This is a genomic window from Candidatus Accumulibacter vicinus (assembly GCF_000584955.1).
GTDB classification, from domain to species: Bacteria; Pseudomonadota; Gammaproteobacteria; order Burkholderiales; family Rhodocyclaceae; genus Accumulibacter; species Accumulibacter vicinus.
This window is the reverse complement of the sequence record NZ_JDSS02000006.1, coordinates 94,954-110,851: the sequence shown is the minus strand read 5'-3', so window position 1 is coordinate 110,851 and position 15,898 is coordinate 94,954. Positions and strand designations below refer to the sequence as shown.

At 62.2% G+C, this 15,898-nt stretch carries 17 protein-coding genes; 9 read left to right on the top strand and 8 right to left on the bottom strand.

Going from position 1 to position 15,898, the window contains the following annotated elements; all coding sequences use genetic code 11:
- The first annotated feature begins 46 nt into the window (after nucleotides 1-46).
- Nucleotides 47-574 carry a glycerate kinase gene (locus CAPSK01_RS21340; protein ID WP_337958522.1) on the top strand — a complete coding sequence of 176 codons (528 nt, stop codon included), beginning with the start codon at nucleotides 47-49 and terminating at the stop codon, nucleotides 572-574.
- A gap of 43 nt (nucleotides 575-617) precedes the next feature.
- Here the strand turns inward: CAPSK01_RS21340 and CAPSK01_RS01305 are convergent, their stop codons facing one another.
- On the bottom strand, nucleotides 618-2,039 hold the full coding sequence (locus tag CAPSK01_RS01305) for a bifunctional enoyl-CoA hydratase/phosphate acetyltransferase (RefSeq protein WP_034921325.1): 1,422 nt from the start codon (nucleotides 2,037-2,039) through the stop codon (nucleotides 618-620).
- Between the two features lie 334 nt (nucleotides 2,040-2,373).
- On the opposite strand from CAPSK01_RS01305, the gene CAPSK01_RS01300 reads away from it, so the two are divergent.
- The 5 genes from CAPSK01_RS01300 to CAPSK01_RS01280 are packed head-to-tail and all read left to right on the top strand — an operon-like array spanning nucleotide 2,374 to nucleotide 7,503.
- Nucleotides 2,374-4,215, top strand: a complete 1,842-nt coding sequence (locus CAPSK01_RS01300; protein WP_273702848.1) for an NAD(P)H-dependent oxidoreductase subunit E — start codon at nucleotides 2,374-2,376, stop codon at nucleotides 4,213-4,215.
- Nucleotides 4,212-4,943 (top strand): 2Fe-2S iron-sulfur cluster-binding protein, encoded by a 732-nt coding sequence (locus CAPSK01_RS01295; protein WP_273702847.1) that lies wholly within the window; start codon nucleotides 4,212-4,214, stop codon nucleotides 4,941-4,943. The genes CAPSK01_RS01300 and CAPSK01_RS01295 overlap by 4 nt, the downstream gene beginning before the upstream one ends.
- 1 nt (nucleotide 4,944) lies before the next feature.
- Complete coding sequence (locus CAPSK01_RS01290; protein ID WP_034921321.1) at nucleotides 4,945-5,499, top strand: NADP oxidoreductase; 555 nt, start codon at nucleotides 4,945-4,947, stop codon at nucleotides 5,497-5,499.
- Between the two features lie 11 nt (nucleotides 5,500-5,510).
- On the top strand, nucleotides 5,511-6,989 hold the full coding sequence (locus CAPSK01_RS01285; protein WP_034921619.1) for a Ni/Fe hydrogenase subunit alpha: 1,479 nt from the start codon (nucleotides 5,511-5,513) through the stop codon (nucleotides 6,987-6,989).
- 19 nt (nucleotides 6,990-7,008) lie between these two features.
- A complete protein-coding gene (locus CAPSK01_RS01280; protein ID WP_034921319.1) occupies nucleotides 7,009-7,503 on the top strand; it encodes a hydrogenase maturation protease in 495 nt (164 codons plus the stop codon).
- 125 nt (nucleotides 7,504-7,628) lie between these two features.
- Here the strand turns inward: CAPSK01_RS01280 and CAPSK01_RS01275 are convergent, their stop codons facing one another.
- Nucleotides 7,629-8,369 carry an FkbM family methyltransferase gene (locus CAPSK01_RS01275; RefSeq protein WP_034921317.1) on the bottom strand — a complete coding sequence of 247 codons (741 nt, stop codon included), beginning with the start codon at nucleotides 8,367-8,369 and terminating at the stop codon, nucleotides 7,629-7,631.
- A gap of 269 nt (nucleotides 8,370-8,638) precedes the next feature.
- Between CAPSK01_RS01275 and crcB the strand changes: the two genes are divergently transcribed.
- Complete coding sequence (gene crcB, locus CAPSK01_RS01270) at nucleotides 8,639-9,019, top strand: fluoride efflux transporter CrcB (protein ID WP_034921315.1); 381 nt, start codon at nucleotides 8,639-8,641, stop codon at nucleotides 9,017-9,019.
- A gap of 185 nt (nucleotides 9,020-9,204) precedes the next feature.
- Nucleotides 9,205-10,371, top strand: a complete 1,167-nt coding sequence (locus CAPSK01_RS01265; RefSeq protein WP_034921617.1) for an MFS transporter — start codon at nucleotides 9,205-9,207, stop codon at nucleotides 10,369-10,371.
- Between the two features lie 12 nt (nucleotides 10,372-10,383).
- On the opposite strand, the gene CAPSK01_RS01260 is transcribed toward CAPSK01_RS01265, so the two are convergent.
- The 6 genes from CAPSK01_RS01260 to rplU all read right to left on the bottom strand — a co-directional run bounded on the left by CAPSK01_RS01260 (nucleotide 10,384) and on the right by rplU (nucleotide 14,931).
- Complete coding sequence (locus CAPSK01_RS01260) at nucleotides 10,384-11,133, bottom strand: lipopolysaccharide kinase InaA family protein (RefSeq protein WP_273702846.1); 750 nt, start codon at nucleotides 11,131-11,133, stop codon at nucleotides 10,384-10,386.
- A 24-nt stretch (nucleotides 11,134-11,157) separates the two neighbouring features.
- Nucleotides 11,158-11,841 (bottom strand): class I SAM-dependent methyltransferase, encoded by a 684-nt coding sequence (locus CAPSK01_RS01255; RefSeq protein WP_034921313.1) that lies wholly within the window; start codon nucleotides 11,839-11,841, stop codon nucleotides 11,158-11,160.
- 160 nt (nucleotides 11,842-12,001) lie between these two features.
- The gene (proB, locus tag CAPSK01_RS01250) at nucleotides 12,002-13,120 is read right to left on the bottom strand and encodes a glutamate 5-kinase (RefSeq protein ID WP_034921310.1); all 1,119 of its coding nucleotides are present in this window, start codon (nucleotides 13,118-13,120) and stop codon (nucleotides 12,002-12,004) included.
- A gap of 2 nt (nucleotides 13,121-13,122) precedes the next feature.
- Entirely contained in the window at nucleotides 13,123-14,226 is a 1,104-nt protein-coding gene (gene cgtA / locus CAPSK01_RS01245; protein WP_273702845.1) for an Obg family GTPase CgtA, read from the bottom strand.
- An 86-nt stretch (nucleotides 14,227-14,312) separates the two neighbouring features.
- A complete protein-coding gene (gene rpmA / locus CAPSK01_RS01240; RefSeq protein ID WP_034921308.1) occupies nucleotides 14,313-14,576 on the bottom strand; it encodes a 50S ribosomal protein L27 in 264 nt (87 codons plus the stop codon).
- Nucleotides 14,577-14,595: 19 nt separating this feature from the next.
- Nucleotides 14,596-14,931, bottom strand: coding sequence for a 50S ribosomal protein L21 (gene rplU, locus CAPSK01_RS01235; protein ID WP_034921304.1), 336 nt, complete (start codon nucleotides 14,929-14,931; stop codon nucleotides 14,596-14,598).
- 191 nt (nucleotides 14,932-15,122) lie between these two features.
- Here rplU and CAPSK01_RS01230 point away from each other — a divergent pair, with 191 nt between their 5' ends.
- A complete protein-coding gene (locus CAPSK01_RS01230; protein WP_034921302.1) occupies nucleotides 15,123-15,833 on the top strand; it encodes a TIGR04283 family arsenosugar biosynthesis glycosyltransferase in 711 nt (236 codons plus the stop codon).
- The last annotated feature ends 65 nt before the right edge of the window (nucleotides 15,834-15,898 follow it).

The following is a 15,898-nucleotide window of genomic DNA, read 5'->3' as shown; positions in this document are numbered from 1 at the left end:
CGTGCCAGACCTTGACGGAAACGAATGGCTGTCTTCAGAGGCATGACTGGGCGTTCTCGTCCGGTCTGGCGTTCGAATTGCACACCATGATGGTGCGCAATTTCGGAACGGGCACCAGGATGAGACCATTAGAGGCAAGGGAGAAAACTGGCACGGCCAGGATCGGGACGGGCGACCGCAAACGCTCGGTGCTGATTTTCAGACCGCTTTCGGCAAGGCCCCGGTCAGTGTCGCGAGAATCGCCAAACAGTTTCAGGAGCCGGCATTCTGCCTGTCGGGCGGTCTGGACCAGGGTGCCGACACGGTCCTGGTGCAGCGAATCGATGCTGTTCTCAGCCTCTGCGACCGGCCGATACCGCTCGAGGAATGCATGCACCACGGCAGCGCGCTGAGCGAAGCAGCGTCAAGCCGTTTGTGCCGGATCATCCGGGCGGCCAGTGTGCAAATCGCGTCAGCGACTCATGCAGGGGTCATCCGCCAGCGCTGGCGCCGGCGGATGACCGTGGTTTGCCTGACCCGCTATGATTTGGTCGCCTTCGCCCTTCGCCATGCATCGCTCTGCTCGTGCCAGTGAAAGAGAAGCGAGGGTTTAGCAGGTCGGACGCCGAGGCCGGCAGCTACCGCTCACTCGCCTGTTTCTCGCGGGCGGCGTGCGCGATCAGCGCAGCGATCACGCACGAGGCGATGCGCGTTTCGGCGGTGTCGGCGCGGCTGGTGAGGACGATCGGCACGCGTGCGCCGAGGACGATGCCGGCGCTGAGCGCGTTGCCCAGATATTCGAGCTGTTTGGCGAGCATATTGCCGGATTCGAGGTCGGGGACGACGAGGATGTCGGCACGTCCGGCGACCGCCGAGCGGATTCCCTTGGTTTTGGCGGCGACCAGCGAGACAGCGTTGTCAAAGGCGAGTGGACCGTCGAGCAGCCCGCCTTTGATCTGGCCGCGGTCGGCCATCTTGCACAGTGCCGCGGCGTCGAGCGTGGACTGGATCTTGGGGTTGACGGTCTCGACCGCCGAGAGAATCGCGACCTTGGGTTCGGCGGTACCGATGATGTGCGCGAGGTCGATGGCGTTCTGGATGATGTCGACCTTCTCCTGCAGCGTCGGCAGGATATTGACCGCCGCATCGGTGATCATCACCGGCCGCGGATAGGTCGGCACGTCCATCAGGAAGACATGGCTGATGCGCCGCTCGGTGCGCAGGCCCGTGCCGCGGGCAATCACCTCGGCCATCAGTTCATCGGTATGCAGGCTGCCCTTCATCAGTGCCTCGACGTCGTTGCTGCGGATCAGCGTTACGGCCATGGCCGCGGCTTCATGGCTGTGCTTGACGTTCACGATCCGGTGCTGTCCGAGGTCGAAGCCATTTTCCTCGGCGACGGCGCGAATCTTCTGCTCGGGTCCGATCAGGATCGGGTCGATCAGGTTCGCCTCGGCGGCGAGCAGGGCGCCCCTGAGCGATTCACGATCGCAGGGGTGAACCACCGCCATGTCGATCGGTGCCAGGCCTTCGGCACGTTTGACCAGCACCTGCAGCCGTGCGTATTTGTCGGAGATGGTGATTTCCGGGGTGGTCGTGCGCTTGGTGCGGATCTTTTCCCGCGGCGCCAGCACTTCGGCGCTGCCCGACACCACCAGCAGCTGATCCTGATTGAAGCAGGTGCAGTCGAGGATGATGTGGCGGTTGTGGTCGAACTTCTGTTTGACGGTGACCGTTACGGTGATGGTATCGCCGATGGTCACCGGCCGCGCAAAGTGCACGGTCGATTCGATCAGGACCGTTCCCGGCCCTGGGAACTGCGTTCCCAGGGTGGTCGACATCAGCGATGCGGTCCACATGCCGTGCGCGATGAAATCCTGAAACAGGCCGCTGTGGCGGAATTCGGCATTGGCCAGTGCGGGATTCATGTCGCCGGACATCAGGGCAAAGAGTCTGACATCCTCCGGGCGCAGTGTGCGGATCAGTGACGAGCTGTCACCGACATTGATCTCGTCGTAGGTTCGACTTTCGAGAAATTCGAGCGGGGTCTCAAAGTGCATGCTGGGCTCCGAATGACGATTGCAGGGGTGATCAGAACGAGGCCGGGATATTGTACCCGCCACCGCACAGAAGTCCGTCACCGAACCGGCTGCAGGCTCTCGCAGCGAGTGGCTGGCCAGTCGCCGCAGTGACGCACCCTGGAATCGGCAATGACTCACTGATGGATATCATTATGCTGCAACGCAGCACAAAATGCCATGACGATCTGGGTCTGCGCGGCACCGTCCGGTGGCCGATCAGACATTTTGTTGACCTGCATCAGTACGTACTGCGATGGAGAGGCTAGGCTTCCTGGAGTGGATCGGAAATCGCTGCGCTCGGTGGGAGACTGTCGTGACGGAAGAATGTTTTGATGCCGCAAGGCTGGACGAACTGCTGCCGCCGATCATCGACCGTCATGGCGGTGACCCGGGCCAGTTGCTGCAGATTCTGCTGGCCGTGCAGGAAGCGCTGGCTTACCTGCCGGCGGCGGCGCTGACCGCGATCGCCAGGGCGCTCAAGCTGCCGCGCGCGCGCGTCGAAGGCGTCGCCGGTTTCTATTCCTTCCTGCACCTGGCGCCGGTCGGTCGCTATCGCGTACTGTTCTCGGACAACATCACCGATCGCATGCTCGGCAGCGTCGAACTGATGGATCGCCTGTGCAACCGCCTGTGGATCGAGCGCGGCAAGGTTTCCGAGGAGGGGCTGGTCAGCGTCGATACCACTTCCTGTACCGGCATGTGCGACCAGGGGCCGGCGCTGCTGGTCAATGGGCGGGCGCTGACACGCTTGTCAGCCGAGCGCATCGACCGTATCAGCGAACTGATCCGGGCCGAGGTGCCATTGGCCGACTGGCCAGGGGAATACTTCCGGGTCGACGACAATCTGCGTCGCCGCGATGCCTTGCTGAACGTCTGCTGGCCAGCCGGAGAAGCGATTCGGGCGGCGATTGCGCGCGGCGCCGAGGCGATGCTTGCGGAAATGAAGGCTTCCAATCTGCGCGGACGCGGGGGAGCCGGTTTCACCACCCAGATCAAGTGGGAGTCGGCACGCCGGGCGGAAGGCCAGGGCGAGCACCCCGGTCGCTACGTGGTCTGCAATGCCGACGAAGGCGAACCCGGCACCTTCAAGGATCGCGTGCTGCTCTCCAGCTATGCCGACCTGGTTTTCGACGGCATGAGTGTCGCGGGTTTGACGATCGGTGCCGGCAAGGGCCTGCTCTACCTGCGCGGCGAATATGCGTACCTGCTGCCGGCGTTGCGTGCAAATCTCGCGCGGCGCCGACAGAGCGGCCTCCTGGGAAAGTCGCTGTGTGGCCAGGCGGGTCGTGACTTCGAGATCGACATTCACCTCGGCGCTGGCGCCTATGTCTGCGGCGAGGAATCGGCGCTGCTCGAATCGCTCGAAGGCAAGCGCGGCGTGCCGCGGATTCGCCCGCCTTTTCCGGTCAGCGTCGGTTATCGAGGGCAGCCGACAGTGGTGAACAACGTCGAGACGCTGTGCAAGGCGGCGCTGATCGCGGTCCATGGGGGCGCCTGGTTCGCCGGTCTGGGCACCAAGCAGTCGACTGGCACCAAGCTCCTGTCAATCTCGGGCGATGTCGAAACGCCGGGAATCTACGAGTACCCCTTCGGCGTTTCGGTGGCGCAGGTGCTCAAGGACTGCGGCGCCGGCAACGCACAGGCGGTGCAGGTCAGCGGGCCTTCGGGAATCTGCCTCGGGATGCACGAGTTTTCCCGCCATATTGCTTTCGAGGATGTGCCTACGGCAGGCGCTTTCATGGTTTTCGGCGCCCATCGCGACATGTTTGAAGTGGCGCGCAATTTCGCCCATTTCTTCGCGCACGAGAGCTGCGGCTTTTGTACGCCCTGTCGCGTAGGCACCGCGCTGGTCGCCAACTGCATGGACAAGATCGCCGACGGGCGTGGCTCGCAGTACGACATCAACGAGATCTTCAAAATCCATCGCCTGCTGCATGCCGCCAGCCATTGCGGGCTCGGTCAGTCGGCGTGCAATCCCTTGTTCGATACGCTCAACAAGTTTCGCCCGGCGTATGAGCGACGTCTGCGCTCGCTCGATTTCGTGCCGGCTTTCGACCTCGACCAGGCGCTCGACGCGGCTCGCCAGATGACCGGGCGCGACGATGTGGCGGCGCACTTCGGTCTTGCCGCCCGAATGACGGGATATGCGCCATGAAAATGCCCAGTATTCTGCTCGACGGTCTGCCGGTGCCTTTCGAGGACGGACAGACGATCATGGACGCGGCGATGGCTGCCGAGGTTTTCATTCCACACCTCTGTCATCATCCCGGGTTCAAGCCGCAAGGCAGTTGCAAGCTATGTACGGTGAAGGCCAACGGCCGTTACGTGTCGTCGTGCACGATGCCGGCGAAGGATGGCATGGAGGTCGAGAACAATTCTCCGGATCTCAACGACAAACGGCGAACGATGCTGCAGATGCTGTTCGTTGAAGGCAATCATTTCTGTCCCTCGTGCGAACAGAGCGGCAACTGCATGCTGCAGGCACTGGCCTACGAACTTGAAATGCTGTCGCCGCATTTCAACCAGTTCTATCCAAACCGGCCGCTCGATGCTTCGCACCCCGATCTGCTGCTCGACTTCAATCGCTGCATTCTCTGTGAGCTGTGCGTGCGCGCCAGCCGTGACGTCGATGGCAAGAATGTCTTTGCCCTCTCCGGGCGGGGCTTGACCAAGCATCTGATCGTCAATGCCGAGTCCGGACGGCTGGCCGATACCGATTTTTCCCTGGCCGACCAGGCGGCGCATGTCTGCCCGGTCGGAGTGATTATCGAGAAGCGAAAGGGTTTTGCGATCCCGATCGGCAAGCGCCGCTACGATGTCGAACCGATCGGCATGCAGGTCGAGCGCCTGGGCAACCGGACTGCGACCGAGGAGGAGGCCTGAGATGAACGCTGTGCTCCAGAGCCGGAAACTGCGTCTCGCGACGACTTCGCTGGCCGGCTGTTTTGGTTGCCACATGGCTTTTCTCGACATCGACGAGCGATTGCTGGAACTGCTCGAACGGGTCGAATTCGACCGCTCGCCGCTGACCGACATCAAGATCTGCGGTCCTTGCGACATCGGTCTGATCGAAGGCGGCATCTGCAATGCCGAGAACATCCACGTGCTGCAGGAGTTTCGCCGCAACTGCAAGGTGCTGATCGCCATTGGCGCCTGTGCGGTCAATGGCGGGCTGCCGGCGCAGCGCAATCATCTCAGCCTCGGCCAGTGCCTGCAGGAGGTCTATCTGACCGGGCCGGGAATCGTCAACGGGCAGGTGCCCAACGATCCGGAATTGCCGCTGCCGCTCGACAAGGTGCACCCGATTCATGAAATCGTCCGCGTCGATTACTTCATTCCCGGCTGCCCACCATCGGGCGACGCGATCTGGAAATTCCTGACCGACCTGCTCGATGGGCGGACGCCACGGCTCGGACATCCCCTGTTGCATTTTGATTGATGGAGGCCAGCATGGAAGGCGCCTTGTTTGCACTCGAAAGCGCGCCAGTCGACGCTAGCACGCTGCGCCGGGTGGCGATCGACCCGGTGTCGCGCGTCGAAGGGCACGGCAAGGTGACCTTGCTGCTCGACGAGAACGATCAGGTGCAGCAGGTTCGCCTGCACATCGTCGAATTCCGTGGTTTCGAGAAGTTCATTCAGGGACGACCTTACTGGGAAGTGCCCGTAATGGTGCAGCGACTGTGCGGGATCTGCCCGGTCTCGCACCACCTGGCGGCCGCCAAGGCGCTCGACCAGGTGGTCGGCGCTGCGCCCTTGACGCCGAGTGCCGAGAAACTGCGCCGCCTGATGCACTACGGGCAGATTTTGCAGTCGCATGCGCTGCATTTCTTTCATCTCTCTTCGCCGGACCTGCTTTTCGGTTTCGATAGCGAGGCTGGCCGGCGCAACATCGTCGGCGTTGCGGCAGCGTATCCCGAGGTTGCGAAGCAGGGCGTGCTGCTGCGCAAGTTCGGTCAGGAGGTGATTCGCCTGACCGCCGGCAAGCGCGTGCATGGCACCGGTGCGATTCCCGGTGGCGTCAACCGCGCCTTGAGCCGCACCGAACGTGATGGCTTGCTGGCTGAAATCGAGTCGGTCATCTGCTGGAGCCAGCAGGCGGTGCAGCTCGTCAAGCGCCTGCATGCGGCTGACCCGGCGTTCTACGACAGCTTTGGCACTTTTCGCTCGAACCTCCTGTCGCTGGTCGGCGCCGACGGTGCGCTCGATTTGTACGATGGCGCGCTACGCGCGCGTAACGCTGACGGCAAAATCCTCGTCGACGCTTTTGCGGTCAGCAATTACCATGAGCTGATTCGCGAGGAAGTCAAACCATGGAGTTACATGAAATTTCCCTTCCTCGCGGCGCTCGGCTCGCAGGAAGGCTGGTACAAGGTCGGGCCGCTGGCGCGCGTGCAGAACTGCGATTCGATTCCGACGCCACTCGCCGAGGTCGAGCGCCGCGAGTTCATCGACCACGGCCATGGCCAACTGATCCATGCTCCGCTGGCCTATCACTGGGCACGCATGATCGAGATGCTGCACGCAGCCGAGAAGATCGGGGATCTGCTGCACGACGACGATCTTTCCGGGACTGAACTCTGCAGCAGCGGCGCCCGCAAGCGCGAGGGCGTCGGTGTCATCGAGGCGCCGCGCGGTACGTTGATCCACCACTATCGCGTCGACGACGACGATCTCGTGACGATGTGCAACCTGATCGTCTCGACGACGCACAACAATCAGCCGATGAACGAGGCGATCCGCCGCGTCGCTCGCCGTTACCTCGACGGCCGTCAGCTCAGCGAAGCTTTGTTGAACCACATCGAGGTCGCGATTCGCGCTTTCGACCCCTGCCTCTCCTGCGCCACGCATGCGCTCGGCAAGATGCCGCTGCAGCTCGAATTGCACGATGCCAGGGGGCAGCTGATCGAGCGTATTCGCCCCGTTTCCTGAGATCCCGGAGGCGCTGCCCTTGTCACTCGCGCCGGTGGTCATTCTGGCCTGTGGCAATCCCAGTCGGGGTGACGATGCGCTTGGGCCGCTGCTGCTCGATCGTCTGCAGGAGTGGCTCGATGCTGCTGGTCTGGCCGAAGGTTTCGAGCTGATCAGCGACTTCCAGTGGCAGATCGAGCATGCGCTCGACCTCGTGGGAAGACGGCTGGCGCTGTTCATCGACGCCGGCATGCAGACGCCGGCGCCGCTACGCTTCGGTCCGGTGCCGGCGATTGACGCCGCAATACCCGGCACGCATGCCTTGTCACCCGCGGCAGTGCTCGCCGTCCTGCCGCGCATCGCTCAGCCCGCTCCGCCCGCTTTCGTGCTCTGCGTCGCCGGGGAGTGCTTCGAACTCGGTGAAGGGCTGAGCACTGCCGCGAGCCGCCATGCCGGGCGCGCTTTCGAACTGCTGCAAGCCCTGTGTCGCTCTCCTCGGATCGACGCCTGGCAGGCGTGCGTGTCCGGGGATTGAAGTTGTCTGGCGCCTGCCGGCCGCCAGGGACTGCGCGTAGCGCCACCCCCGAATTGCCCAGCCGCGCCTGCCGACCGGGTTGCCTTCGGGTATCCCACTGGCATGCTGGATTATTCCCCTCCCCTTCAAGCCGGCAACCTCTGGGTTGCCGCCAGGCCACGCACCAGCATGCAGTCGAATTCGATAATTGCCATGGTCGTTTTGTCGCGCGAGACGGGGAAGAAGCCGGACGGCAGGAATCCGGCCTCCTTGAAAACGGCCAGTGCTTCGATGAAACCGGGGGTTCCTTCGTAGAGTGGGATCACCGAACACTCGATCAGTACGGCCCTGATCTGTGGCAGCAAGGCCGTCGCCCCCGAAAAAACCTTGAGGTCGAATCCCTGTGTGTCCAGTTTGAGGAGCAGGCGATTGTCCGGCCCGGCAATGCCCTCGATGCCGTCCAGACGTCTGACCGGCACCTTGATGATTTCTTTCAGGCCGGTGCGGTGAGGGAAATACTGCTCGGATTTCTCGTTGGTTTTCAGGAACGATGAAAAATCGCTGCCGGCAAGGATGTTAAGTTCCATTACGTCGTCCTGTTCGGCCAGCCCGCAAGAATGGGCAGTGAACAAACGATCCGCAGCGAATCGCTCGGCAAGCGCATGGGCCATCGCCGGAATGGGCTCGAATGCCTCGATTCGTCCGGAGAATCCAGCGGCGCGCAGCCGCAATGAAAATTGCCCGGCATTGGCGCCCACATCGATGACCGTATCAATCGCGTGCTTGTCGAGGACGTGCAGCAGGTGCCTGTCGAGTTGCAGGTGATTCTTGCGGCGGGAAATCGCATCGTAGCCAAACAAGCCGGCCAATGCAGGAACAAGTTTCATCTCTCTCCTTACAGTTGAACAGGTAGCGAGTCAGTCCCGTTAACGGTCATGGCGATACCGACACCTCCCGTTCGGAAGTCATGACGGTTAGGGATGGCCTCCCGATGGCGACTATTCAGCAAACAAGATCCAATGCTATATTGGGTCTCCGGAAGATTGTATCCTCCTGGAACCGTCGGTGGCCGGTGCCTCATGCTTTGCGGCTGATCCGTGTGGGCCTCTTTCCAGCCTGTCCGCACCAGCCACATGTTCCTAAGGTGCAGTTGTCAATGTGGAAATCAATTCTTGCCATCGCCGTCGGTGCAGCGCTCGGCGCACTGTTGCGCTGGCAACTCGGGATCAGGCTCAACGCACTTTTTCCAACCATCCCGCCCGGCACGCTGGTCGCGAACCTGATCGGTGCCTACGTGATCGGTCTGGCGATTGCTTTCTTCGCCTCGTTCTCGGCCCTCTCCCCGGAATGGCGTCTGCTGGTGATTACCGGGTTCTGCGGCGGGTTGACCACCTTCTCGACTTTTTCCGCCGAACTGGTAACACTGCTGCTGCAGGGGCGTGTCTTGTCGGCTCTCGGTATTGTCGCGGCGCATGTCGTGGGCTCGGTTCTCATGACTATTGCCGGCATGGCCACCATCGTCTGGGCAAGGGTTTGAATCTGATGCTACCACCCAGGGCAGGTAGGAGTGACGCAACAAAGAGGGTTCAAGGACAGGGAGACAAGCATGGAAGGCTCATTTTTGAGATTCTACGTCAGTGAACGCGAGGATCGCGATCATCCATCCGGATGCCCAAGACCCGCCGGGCATGAGCACTGACGATTGACGCAAAAGCCATGAATATGCTCGGAAGCCTGCGCGAATTGCCGCGGACCGTCTGGCTGCTCGGCCTGGTGAGTTTTTTCAACGATTCCACCAGCGAGCTGATCTACCCGCTGCTGCCGATTTACCTTGCCTCCGTATTGATGGCCGGCCCGAAGGCCTTGGGCATCATCGAGGGGATTGCTGAAGCCACAGGGAGTCTGCTTAAACTTCTTTCCGGCGTGCTCGCGGATCGTCGCTGCTCGGCCAAGCCCTGGGTGGTTGGCGGTTATGCGCTGGCTGCGATCGCGCGCCCGCTGCTGGCCTTCGCCACTTCCTGGCCGATGCTGTTGTTGCTGCGCCTTGCCGACCGGGTTGGCAAGGGCCTGCGCAGTTCGCCGCGGGATGCGCTGCTGGCGTTGACGGTGGATCCGGCCAGACGCGGACTGGCCTTCGGATTTCATCGTGCCCTGGACAACGCCGGGGCCGTCGTCGGGCCACTGCTGGCGGCCTGGCTGCTCGCCGAGCGAGTACCATTGGCAGACATTTTTCTCTGGGCTGCGCTGGGGGGCGCGATCACGGTTGCCCTGACGCTGGCGGTCAGGGAACCACAGCGGAATGCAGCGACGCCAGGGAAGCCCTTCAGCTGGACACTGCACGGCCTGCCGTCACCGTTCAAACGTTACCTGGGGGTACTGGCGCTGTTTACCCTGGGCAACTCATCGAACATGTTCCTGCTGCTGCGGGCAAAGGAACTCGGTCTCGCCGAATACCAGATACCGCTGCTCTGGGCGCTGGTGTCCTGCAGTGCAGCGCTCTTTTCCACGCCGCTCTCGGCACTGTCCGACAGGCTCGGCCGCACCCGTCTGATTGTTGGCGGCTGGGGTGTCTATAGTATTTTCTACTTGCTGCTCGGAATGAATCCGCAGCCGCTGCTGCTGTGGCCGCTGTTCGCGTTCTACGGCCTGTTCCTGGCGGCGACCGAAGGGGCAGAGAAGGCGCTGGTCGCCGACCTGGTGGGCAAGGAAATGCTGGGCACCGCTTACGGCTGGTTCAACCTGACCGCGGGTCTTCTGCTGCTGCCTGCCTCGGCGATCTTCGGCGGCTTGTGGCAATCCGTTAGTCCGCTCGTGGCTTTCGCCTTCTCTGCCGCCTGTGCTTTGCTGGCAGCGCTTCTGCTGCACCTGTGGGTACTGCGGAGTGGATGAGGATACGCATTTTCAGCCAGCCGTGACCGGTGGCTCCTGCAAGGCCGCTTGCTGTTGCCGGTAAGCGGCATGGAAAATGTTCCAGTCGCCATCATTCCAGCCGTCGGTGTGGCGCAGCAACTGATCGAGATCATGCCTGCGCACCCGCTCACGGCTGATGCCCTGGCGCAGCTTTTCCAGATCGATGAAACGCACGTCACTTTCCTGATAGGTGTTGCCCATCGCCGGTATGCGACGGACAAACACATGCTTGCCGTACAGACAACTGTGCTGCAGGCAATGATGATGGAGGCGGGCGCAGGCACGGGCAGTGGCCGTGATCAGGGATTGGCGCTGCGACGGCTCGCCGTTCCCGGCCGTGACATTCCACTCATCGAGGCTGATGAAGCTGTCGAGCGCGCGCGTCACCAGAATCGCACGCCAGCGGCCGGGTTCCGGCCGATCGCCGTAATAGAGCGCCTCGACGGCGCCGACCTGGTGTGCGCCGAGGCGCAGGATGTTCAGGTACTCGCGGTAGAAGGTCGGGATGCCGCGCCACGGGTGACGCAGCGTTCGGCACAGGTGGTTTTCCTGTCGTTTCAGGAAGATGGCGCTGCCATCATCGAGCACATGCCGGCTGACACCACTCCAGCCGCCACGGCGTTCATTGGGGGCTTCATGCCAGTCGGTGCTGAGTGACCACAGCCCTTCGAAGTCGGCGAGCTGGCTGGCGCTCAGTTGCTCGCGCGCCAACTGGTCCGGAAACAGATCACGAGCCTTCACCGGGAATGCCGTGCGATGCGCACGCTAGACGGCTTTCTTGCGCAGGACATAGGTGCGCCACATGAACAGGCGCGGCAGGAAATCGATGTGGCCGACGATCTCGAAGCCGGCATCACGGCACTCACGTTCGAACTGGGCGCGCTGTACGACGAAGCGGTTGTCGCTCTTTTCGCCTTGTTGCAGGCGCTTCTGTTCAAGTCGGCGGCGGCGCCAGGCCTTGTAGTTGCCATCGACCCACAGCGACAGCACCACCGTATCGCGGGTCACGCGACGAAATTCCTTCAGCATTGCGAGGCGATTGGCCGACTCGCCAATGTGGTGCATGAGGCGAATCGAGAAGATGCAGTCGACACCGTTGTCGGGCAATGTGATCTCGAAGGCGGAACACTGCAACAGGCGGAAACGCCGCACTACAGCCGGGTCGCGGACTTTTCTGGCGACTTCGAGCATGGCTTCGCTGTAATCGGCGGCCAGCAGTTCGCGTTGTGGGTTCTCGGCCAGCATCGACCAGAAGCGCCCGGTGCCACAGGGCAGGTCAAGCACCGATACCGGGTTGCCGGCCAGGGCCAGGGCGCGGGCGGCCATGCGGTGCTCCATGCGGTCTGAGAGTTTTTTCTGGTTGTGCTTCCGGAAGTACTCCTGCGAATGGGAGTCGGTGTACTTGTCCGAAAAGGACAGGTGAATGGCCGGTTTCTGCTGGTCGCTCATGTCATCGCTTGGCGTAGGGGGGCGGGGTGTGGCGGGTGTTCAGTGGGAAGCCAAGCATACCATAGAGCCGGTTGTCGGCACCGTCAGCAGATGCCTGCGTCAGCGATGGGCGCCTGGGAGGAAATATTGGCCTACTGGTGCCGAAAACTCCGGCCGGGGGTCAGGTGAGAATCAGGTTGTCGCGATGGATAATCTCGGGCTCGTCGATATAGCCGAGAATGTCTTCGATATCCTGGCTGGCGCGGCGCGCGATACGCCGACCATCGCTGCTGCCGTAGTTGACCAGGCCGCGGGCAACTTCGATGCCTTCGCTGGAGACACAGGCAACCGCTGCGCCGCGTTCGAATTCGCCCTGAACCGTCAGGACACCAATCGGCAGGAGGCTTTTCCCATCTCTGAGCGCACGGATGGCACCGCCATCGAGGATCAGTTTGCCATTGAGCTGCAGGTGGTCCGCGAGCCATTGCTTGCGTGCCGTGAGCGGCGGAGTTTCCGAGACCAGCAACGTTCCGAGCGGCTCCCCACGTGCCAGTCGAACAATGACGTCGGTCTCGCGCCCGCTGGCGATCACGGTGTGTGCGCCACTGCGTGCCGCGCGCTTGGCGGCGATTACCTTGGTGATCATGCCACCTTTGCCGAATGCGCTGCCGACGCCGCCGGCCATCGCTTCCAGGGCGGGATTGCCGGCCCGTGCTTCACTGATCAGCGTGGCGGTCGCGTCCTTGCGAGGGTCGGCGGTGAACAGGCCTTGCTGATCGGTGAGAATGAGCAGGCAATCGGCTTCGATGAGGTTGGCCACCAGCGCGCCAAGCGTGTCGTTGTCACCGAACTTGATTTCGTCGGTAACGACGGTGTCGTTCTCGTTGATGATGGGCACCACGCCGAGTTGCAGGAGGGTGCTCAGCGTCGAGCGGGCATTGAGGTAGCGCTTGCGATCGGCGAGGTCGTCATGGGTGAGCAGGATCTGCGCGGTATGCAGGCCGTAGCGGGCAAACGCGCGCTCATAAACCTGCGCCAGTCCCATCTGGCCGACGGCCGCAGCCGCCTGCAGCTCATGCACGGCGCGCGGGCGCTTGTGCCAGCCCAGACGTTGCAGGCCGCAGGCAATCGCTCCCGAAGAGACGAGAACGATCTGTCTCCCGGTTGGGCATAACTCGGCGATCTGTCTTGCCCACTCATCGATGGCCGCCAGATCAAGACCTTCGCCGTTGTTGGTAACCAGTGCCGAACCCACTTTAATGACCAGCCGGCGGGCAGAAGCGGTACGGGTGGTGGCCATGTTCAGGAGGTTTGCCCGTCTTCGCACAGGTCGTTCGGGAAATGCGCGGCGGTGGCTGTCTTTACGGTAGCCGCGGCGGCGCGGGGCAGTTGGTCCAGCGCCTCCTGGAGTTTCTGTGCCAGCAGGCGACAGCCATCGCCGCTGATGGCGCTGACCCGAAAACTCGGAGTCGCCCTCGTATCGGCGGCCTTGTAGGCTTCGAGAAAGTCGGCAATACGCTGCTCGCGCTCGTCCTCGGGAATCAGATCAAGCTTGTTGAGGACCAGCCAGCGTGGTTTGCTGGCGAGTTCCGGGTCATATTTTTCCAGCTCACGGACAATGGTCATTGCGTCGCGAACGGGGTTGGCCTGAGGATCGAACGGTGCCAGGTCGACGATGTGCAGCAACAAGCGTGTGCGCATCAGATGCTTGAGAAAGCGGATGCCCAAGCCGGCACCTTCAGCGGCGCCGTCGATCAGGCCGGGAACGTCGGCGATCACGAAGCTCCTGTCCTGGTCTACACGCACGACGCCGAGATGCGGTTCGATGGTTGTAAACGGGTAATCGGCCACTTTCGGACGCGCTGCCGAGACGGCGCGCAGGAAGGTGCTCTTGCCGGCGTTGGGCAGGCCCAGCAGGCCAACATCGGCCAACAGGCGCAGTTCCAGCCGCAGGTCACGCTGCTCGCCGGGTTCTCCGCGTGTGCACTGGCGTGGTGTGCGATTGACGCTCGACTTGAAGTGGATGTTGCCGAGGCCGCCACGGCCGCCTTTGGCCAGCAGCACTTTCTTGCCATCCTCATCGAGGTCGGCAAGTATTTCGTTGGTATTGACATCGGCGATCAGGGTGCCGACCGGCACGCGTAGCGTCAGGTCCTGGCCGCGCTTGCCGTAGCAGTCGCTGGAGCCGCCGTTCTCGCCGCGCTTGGCGCGAAACCTGCGGGCGTAACGGTACTCGATCAGGGTGTTGACGTTGCGGTCGGCAAGCACGTGCACATTGCCACCGTGTCCGCCATCGCCGCCATCCGGACCCCCCTCGGGTTCATATTTCTCACGCCGAAACGAGGCAATGCCGTTGCCTCCATCGCCGGCGCCAACAAGAATTTTCGCCTCGTCGATGAATCTCATGTGCGCTTCCTGTCTCGCGAGATTGGAAAGCAAAAAGCCCTACCGGCAAGGATAGGGCTTTGGCTGGCTTTGGCTGCCAGCGTTGTTCAGACACTAACCGGGATGATGCTGACCGTGCGCCGGTTCAGCGCTCCCTTGATCGCGAACTGCACGTGCCCGTCGACCAGCGCGAACAGGGTATGGTCCTTGCCAATGCCCATATTGTCGCCGGGATGATAGGCGGTGCCACGCTGGCGAACGATGATGTTGCCGGCGCGCACCAGCTGTCCCCCGTAGCGTTTGACGCCCAGACGTTTGGCTTCCGAGTCGCGGCCGTTACGTACGCTGCCGCCTGCTTTCTTGTGTGCCATGAGTCAAATTCCTTCCAAGTCAGGCCGAAGGTTCGAGCGTCGAGCCATCGGCGATGGCGTCAACGCGAATTTCGGTGTAATTCTGGCGATGTCCCTGATGCTTCATCGAATGCTTGCGACGGCGCATCTTGAAAATCCGGATCTTGTCGTGGCGACCATGCGAAAGCACAGTGACCCTGACCGTGGCGCCGCTGACGATTGGCGTGCCGACCTGCACGGTTTCGCCTTCGCCAACCATGAGAACCTGATCAAGGGTGAGCTCTGCGCCAACTTCTGCCGGTATCTGTTCTATTTTCAATTTTTCGCCGCTGACAACTCGATACTGCTTGCCACCGGTTTTTATGACCGCGTACATGTTGGACTCCAAATAACAAAGCAAAGAACCGCATATTGTAAGTATTCATTGGTGTATCGTCAAAGGGTTTGCGTTTTGGCGTTGCTCCCGCCAACCCCGAGTGCCGCCAGTCTTGATCATACGTCGGCCAGGCCCCAGAATCTCTGCTTGGCAGACCGCTTTCTGCCAAAGTCCATGAATCGCAGCAGGCCATGCAAACCGCGACCCATCGCCCATTCCTTTCGCTGATCCTCCCGGTGCTCAATGAAGCGGCGACGATCTGTGCGCAACTGGCGTTGCTTCAAGAGTTGCGCAGTCGCGGCGTCGAACTGCTGCTGGTCGATGGCGGCAGTTGTGACGGGACGCCAGACCTGGCGCGACCAGGGGTCGACCGGCTGCTCGAATCGCCGCGTGGCCGGGCGACGCAGATGAACGCAGGGGCGCACGCCAGCCAGGGTGAGGTGTTGCTCTTTCTGCATGCGGATACCACGCTGCCACCCGCGGCCGACGAGCTGATCCGGGCCGCAATGACTGACGATGTCGCCTGGGGACGCTTCGACGTGCGTATTGACGGTCGCCAGCCACTGTTGCGAGTCGTCGAATCGATGATGAACTGGCGTTCGCGCCTGAGCGGCATTGCCACCGGTGATCAGGGGATTTTCGTTCGCCGTGAGGTTTTCGAGCGCCTCGGTGGCTATCCAGAACTGCCATTGATGGAGGACATCGCCTTGTCCAGGCAGCTCAAGCGAATCGCTCGACCGGTCTGCCTGCGCGAACGGGTACTGACCTCCGGACGACGTTGGCAGAAGCACGGCGTTCTGCGAACGATTCTGCTGATGTGGCGCCTGCGCGCGAGTTATTTTTTGGGCGCCGACCCGCAGCAATTGGCGATTCGCTATGGCTATCTGCCTCGCCAGCGCTGAGTTGCCCGGTATCGCCGTCTTTGCCCGCGCGCCACAGGCTGGTGCCGCCAAGACCCGCCTGATTC

What these genes read in the sequence shown, in the direction of transcription:
- CAPSK01_RS01265 (WP_034921617.1), top strand. Translation starts at nt 9,205, where the DNA reads ATGCTCGGAAGCCTGCGCGAATTGCCGCGGACCGTCTGGCTGCTCGGC.
- CAPSK01_RS01275 (WP_034921317.1), bottom strand. Translation starts at nt 8,369, where the DNA reads ATGAAACTTGTTCCTGCATTGGCCGGCTTGTTTGGCTACGATGCGATT.
- rpmA (WP_034921308.1), bottom strand. Translation starts at nt 14,576, where the DNA reads ATGGCACACAAGAAAGCAGGCGGCAGCGTACGTAACGGCCGCGACTCG.
- CAPSK01_RS01290 (WP_034921321.1), top strand. Translation starts at nt 4,945, where the DNA reads ATGAACGCTGTGCTCCAGAGCCGGAAACTGCGTCTCGCGACGACTTCG.
- CAPSK01_RS01285 (WP_034921619.1), top strand. Translation starts at nt 5,511, where the DNA reads ATGGAAGGCGCCTTGTTTGCACTCGAAAGCGCGCCAGTCGACGCTAGC.
- CAPSK01_RS01305 (WP_034921325.1), bottom strand. Translation starts at nt 2,039, where the DNA reads ATGCACTTTGAGACCCCGCTCGAATTTCTCGAAAGTCGAACCTACGAC.
- CAPSK01_RS01295 (WP_273702847.1), top strand. Translation starts at nt 4,212, where the DNA reads ATGAAAATGCCCAGTATTCTGCTCGACGGTCTGCCGGTGCCTTTCGAG.
- cgtA (WP_273702845.1), bottom strand. Translation starts at nt 14,226, where the DNA reads ATGAGATTCATCGACGAGGCGAAAATTCTTGTTGGCGCCGGCGATGGA.
- rplU (WP_034921304.1), bottom strand. Translation starts at nt 14,931, where the DNA reads ATGTACGCGGTCATAAAAACCGGTGGCAAGCAGTATCGAGTTGTCAGC.
- CAPSK01_RS01255 (WP_034921313.1), bottom strand. Translation starts at nt 11,841, where the DNA reads ATGAGCGACCAGCAGAAACCGGCCATTCACCTGTCCTTTTCGGACAAG.
- crcB (WP_034921315.1), top strand. Translation starts at nt 8,639, where the DNA reads ATGTGGAAATCAATTCTTGCCATCGCCGTCGGTGCAGCGCTCGGCGCA.
- CAPSK01_RS01230 (WP_034921302.1), top strand. Translation starts at nt 15,123, where the DNA reads ATGCAAACCGCGACCCATCGCCCATTCCTTTCGCTGATCCTCCCGGTG.
- proB (WP_034921310.1), bottom strand. Translation starts at nt 13,120, where the DNA reads ATGGCCACCACCCGTACCGCTTCTGCCCGCCGGCTGGTCATTAAAGTG.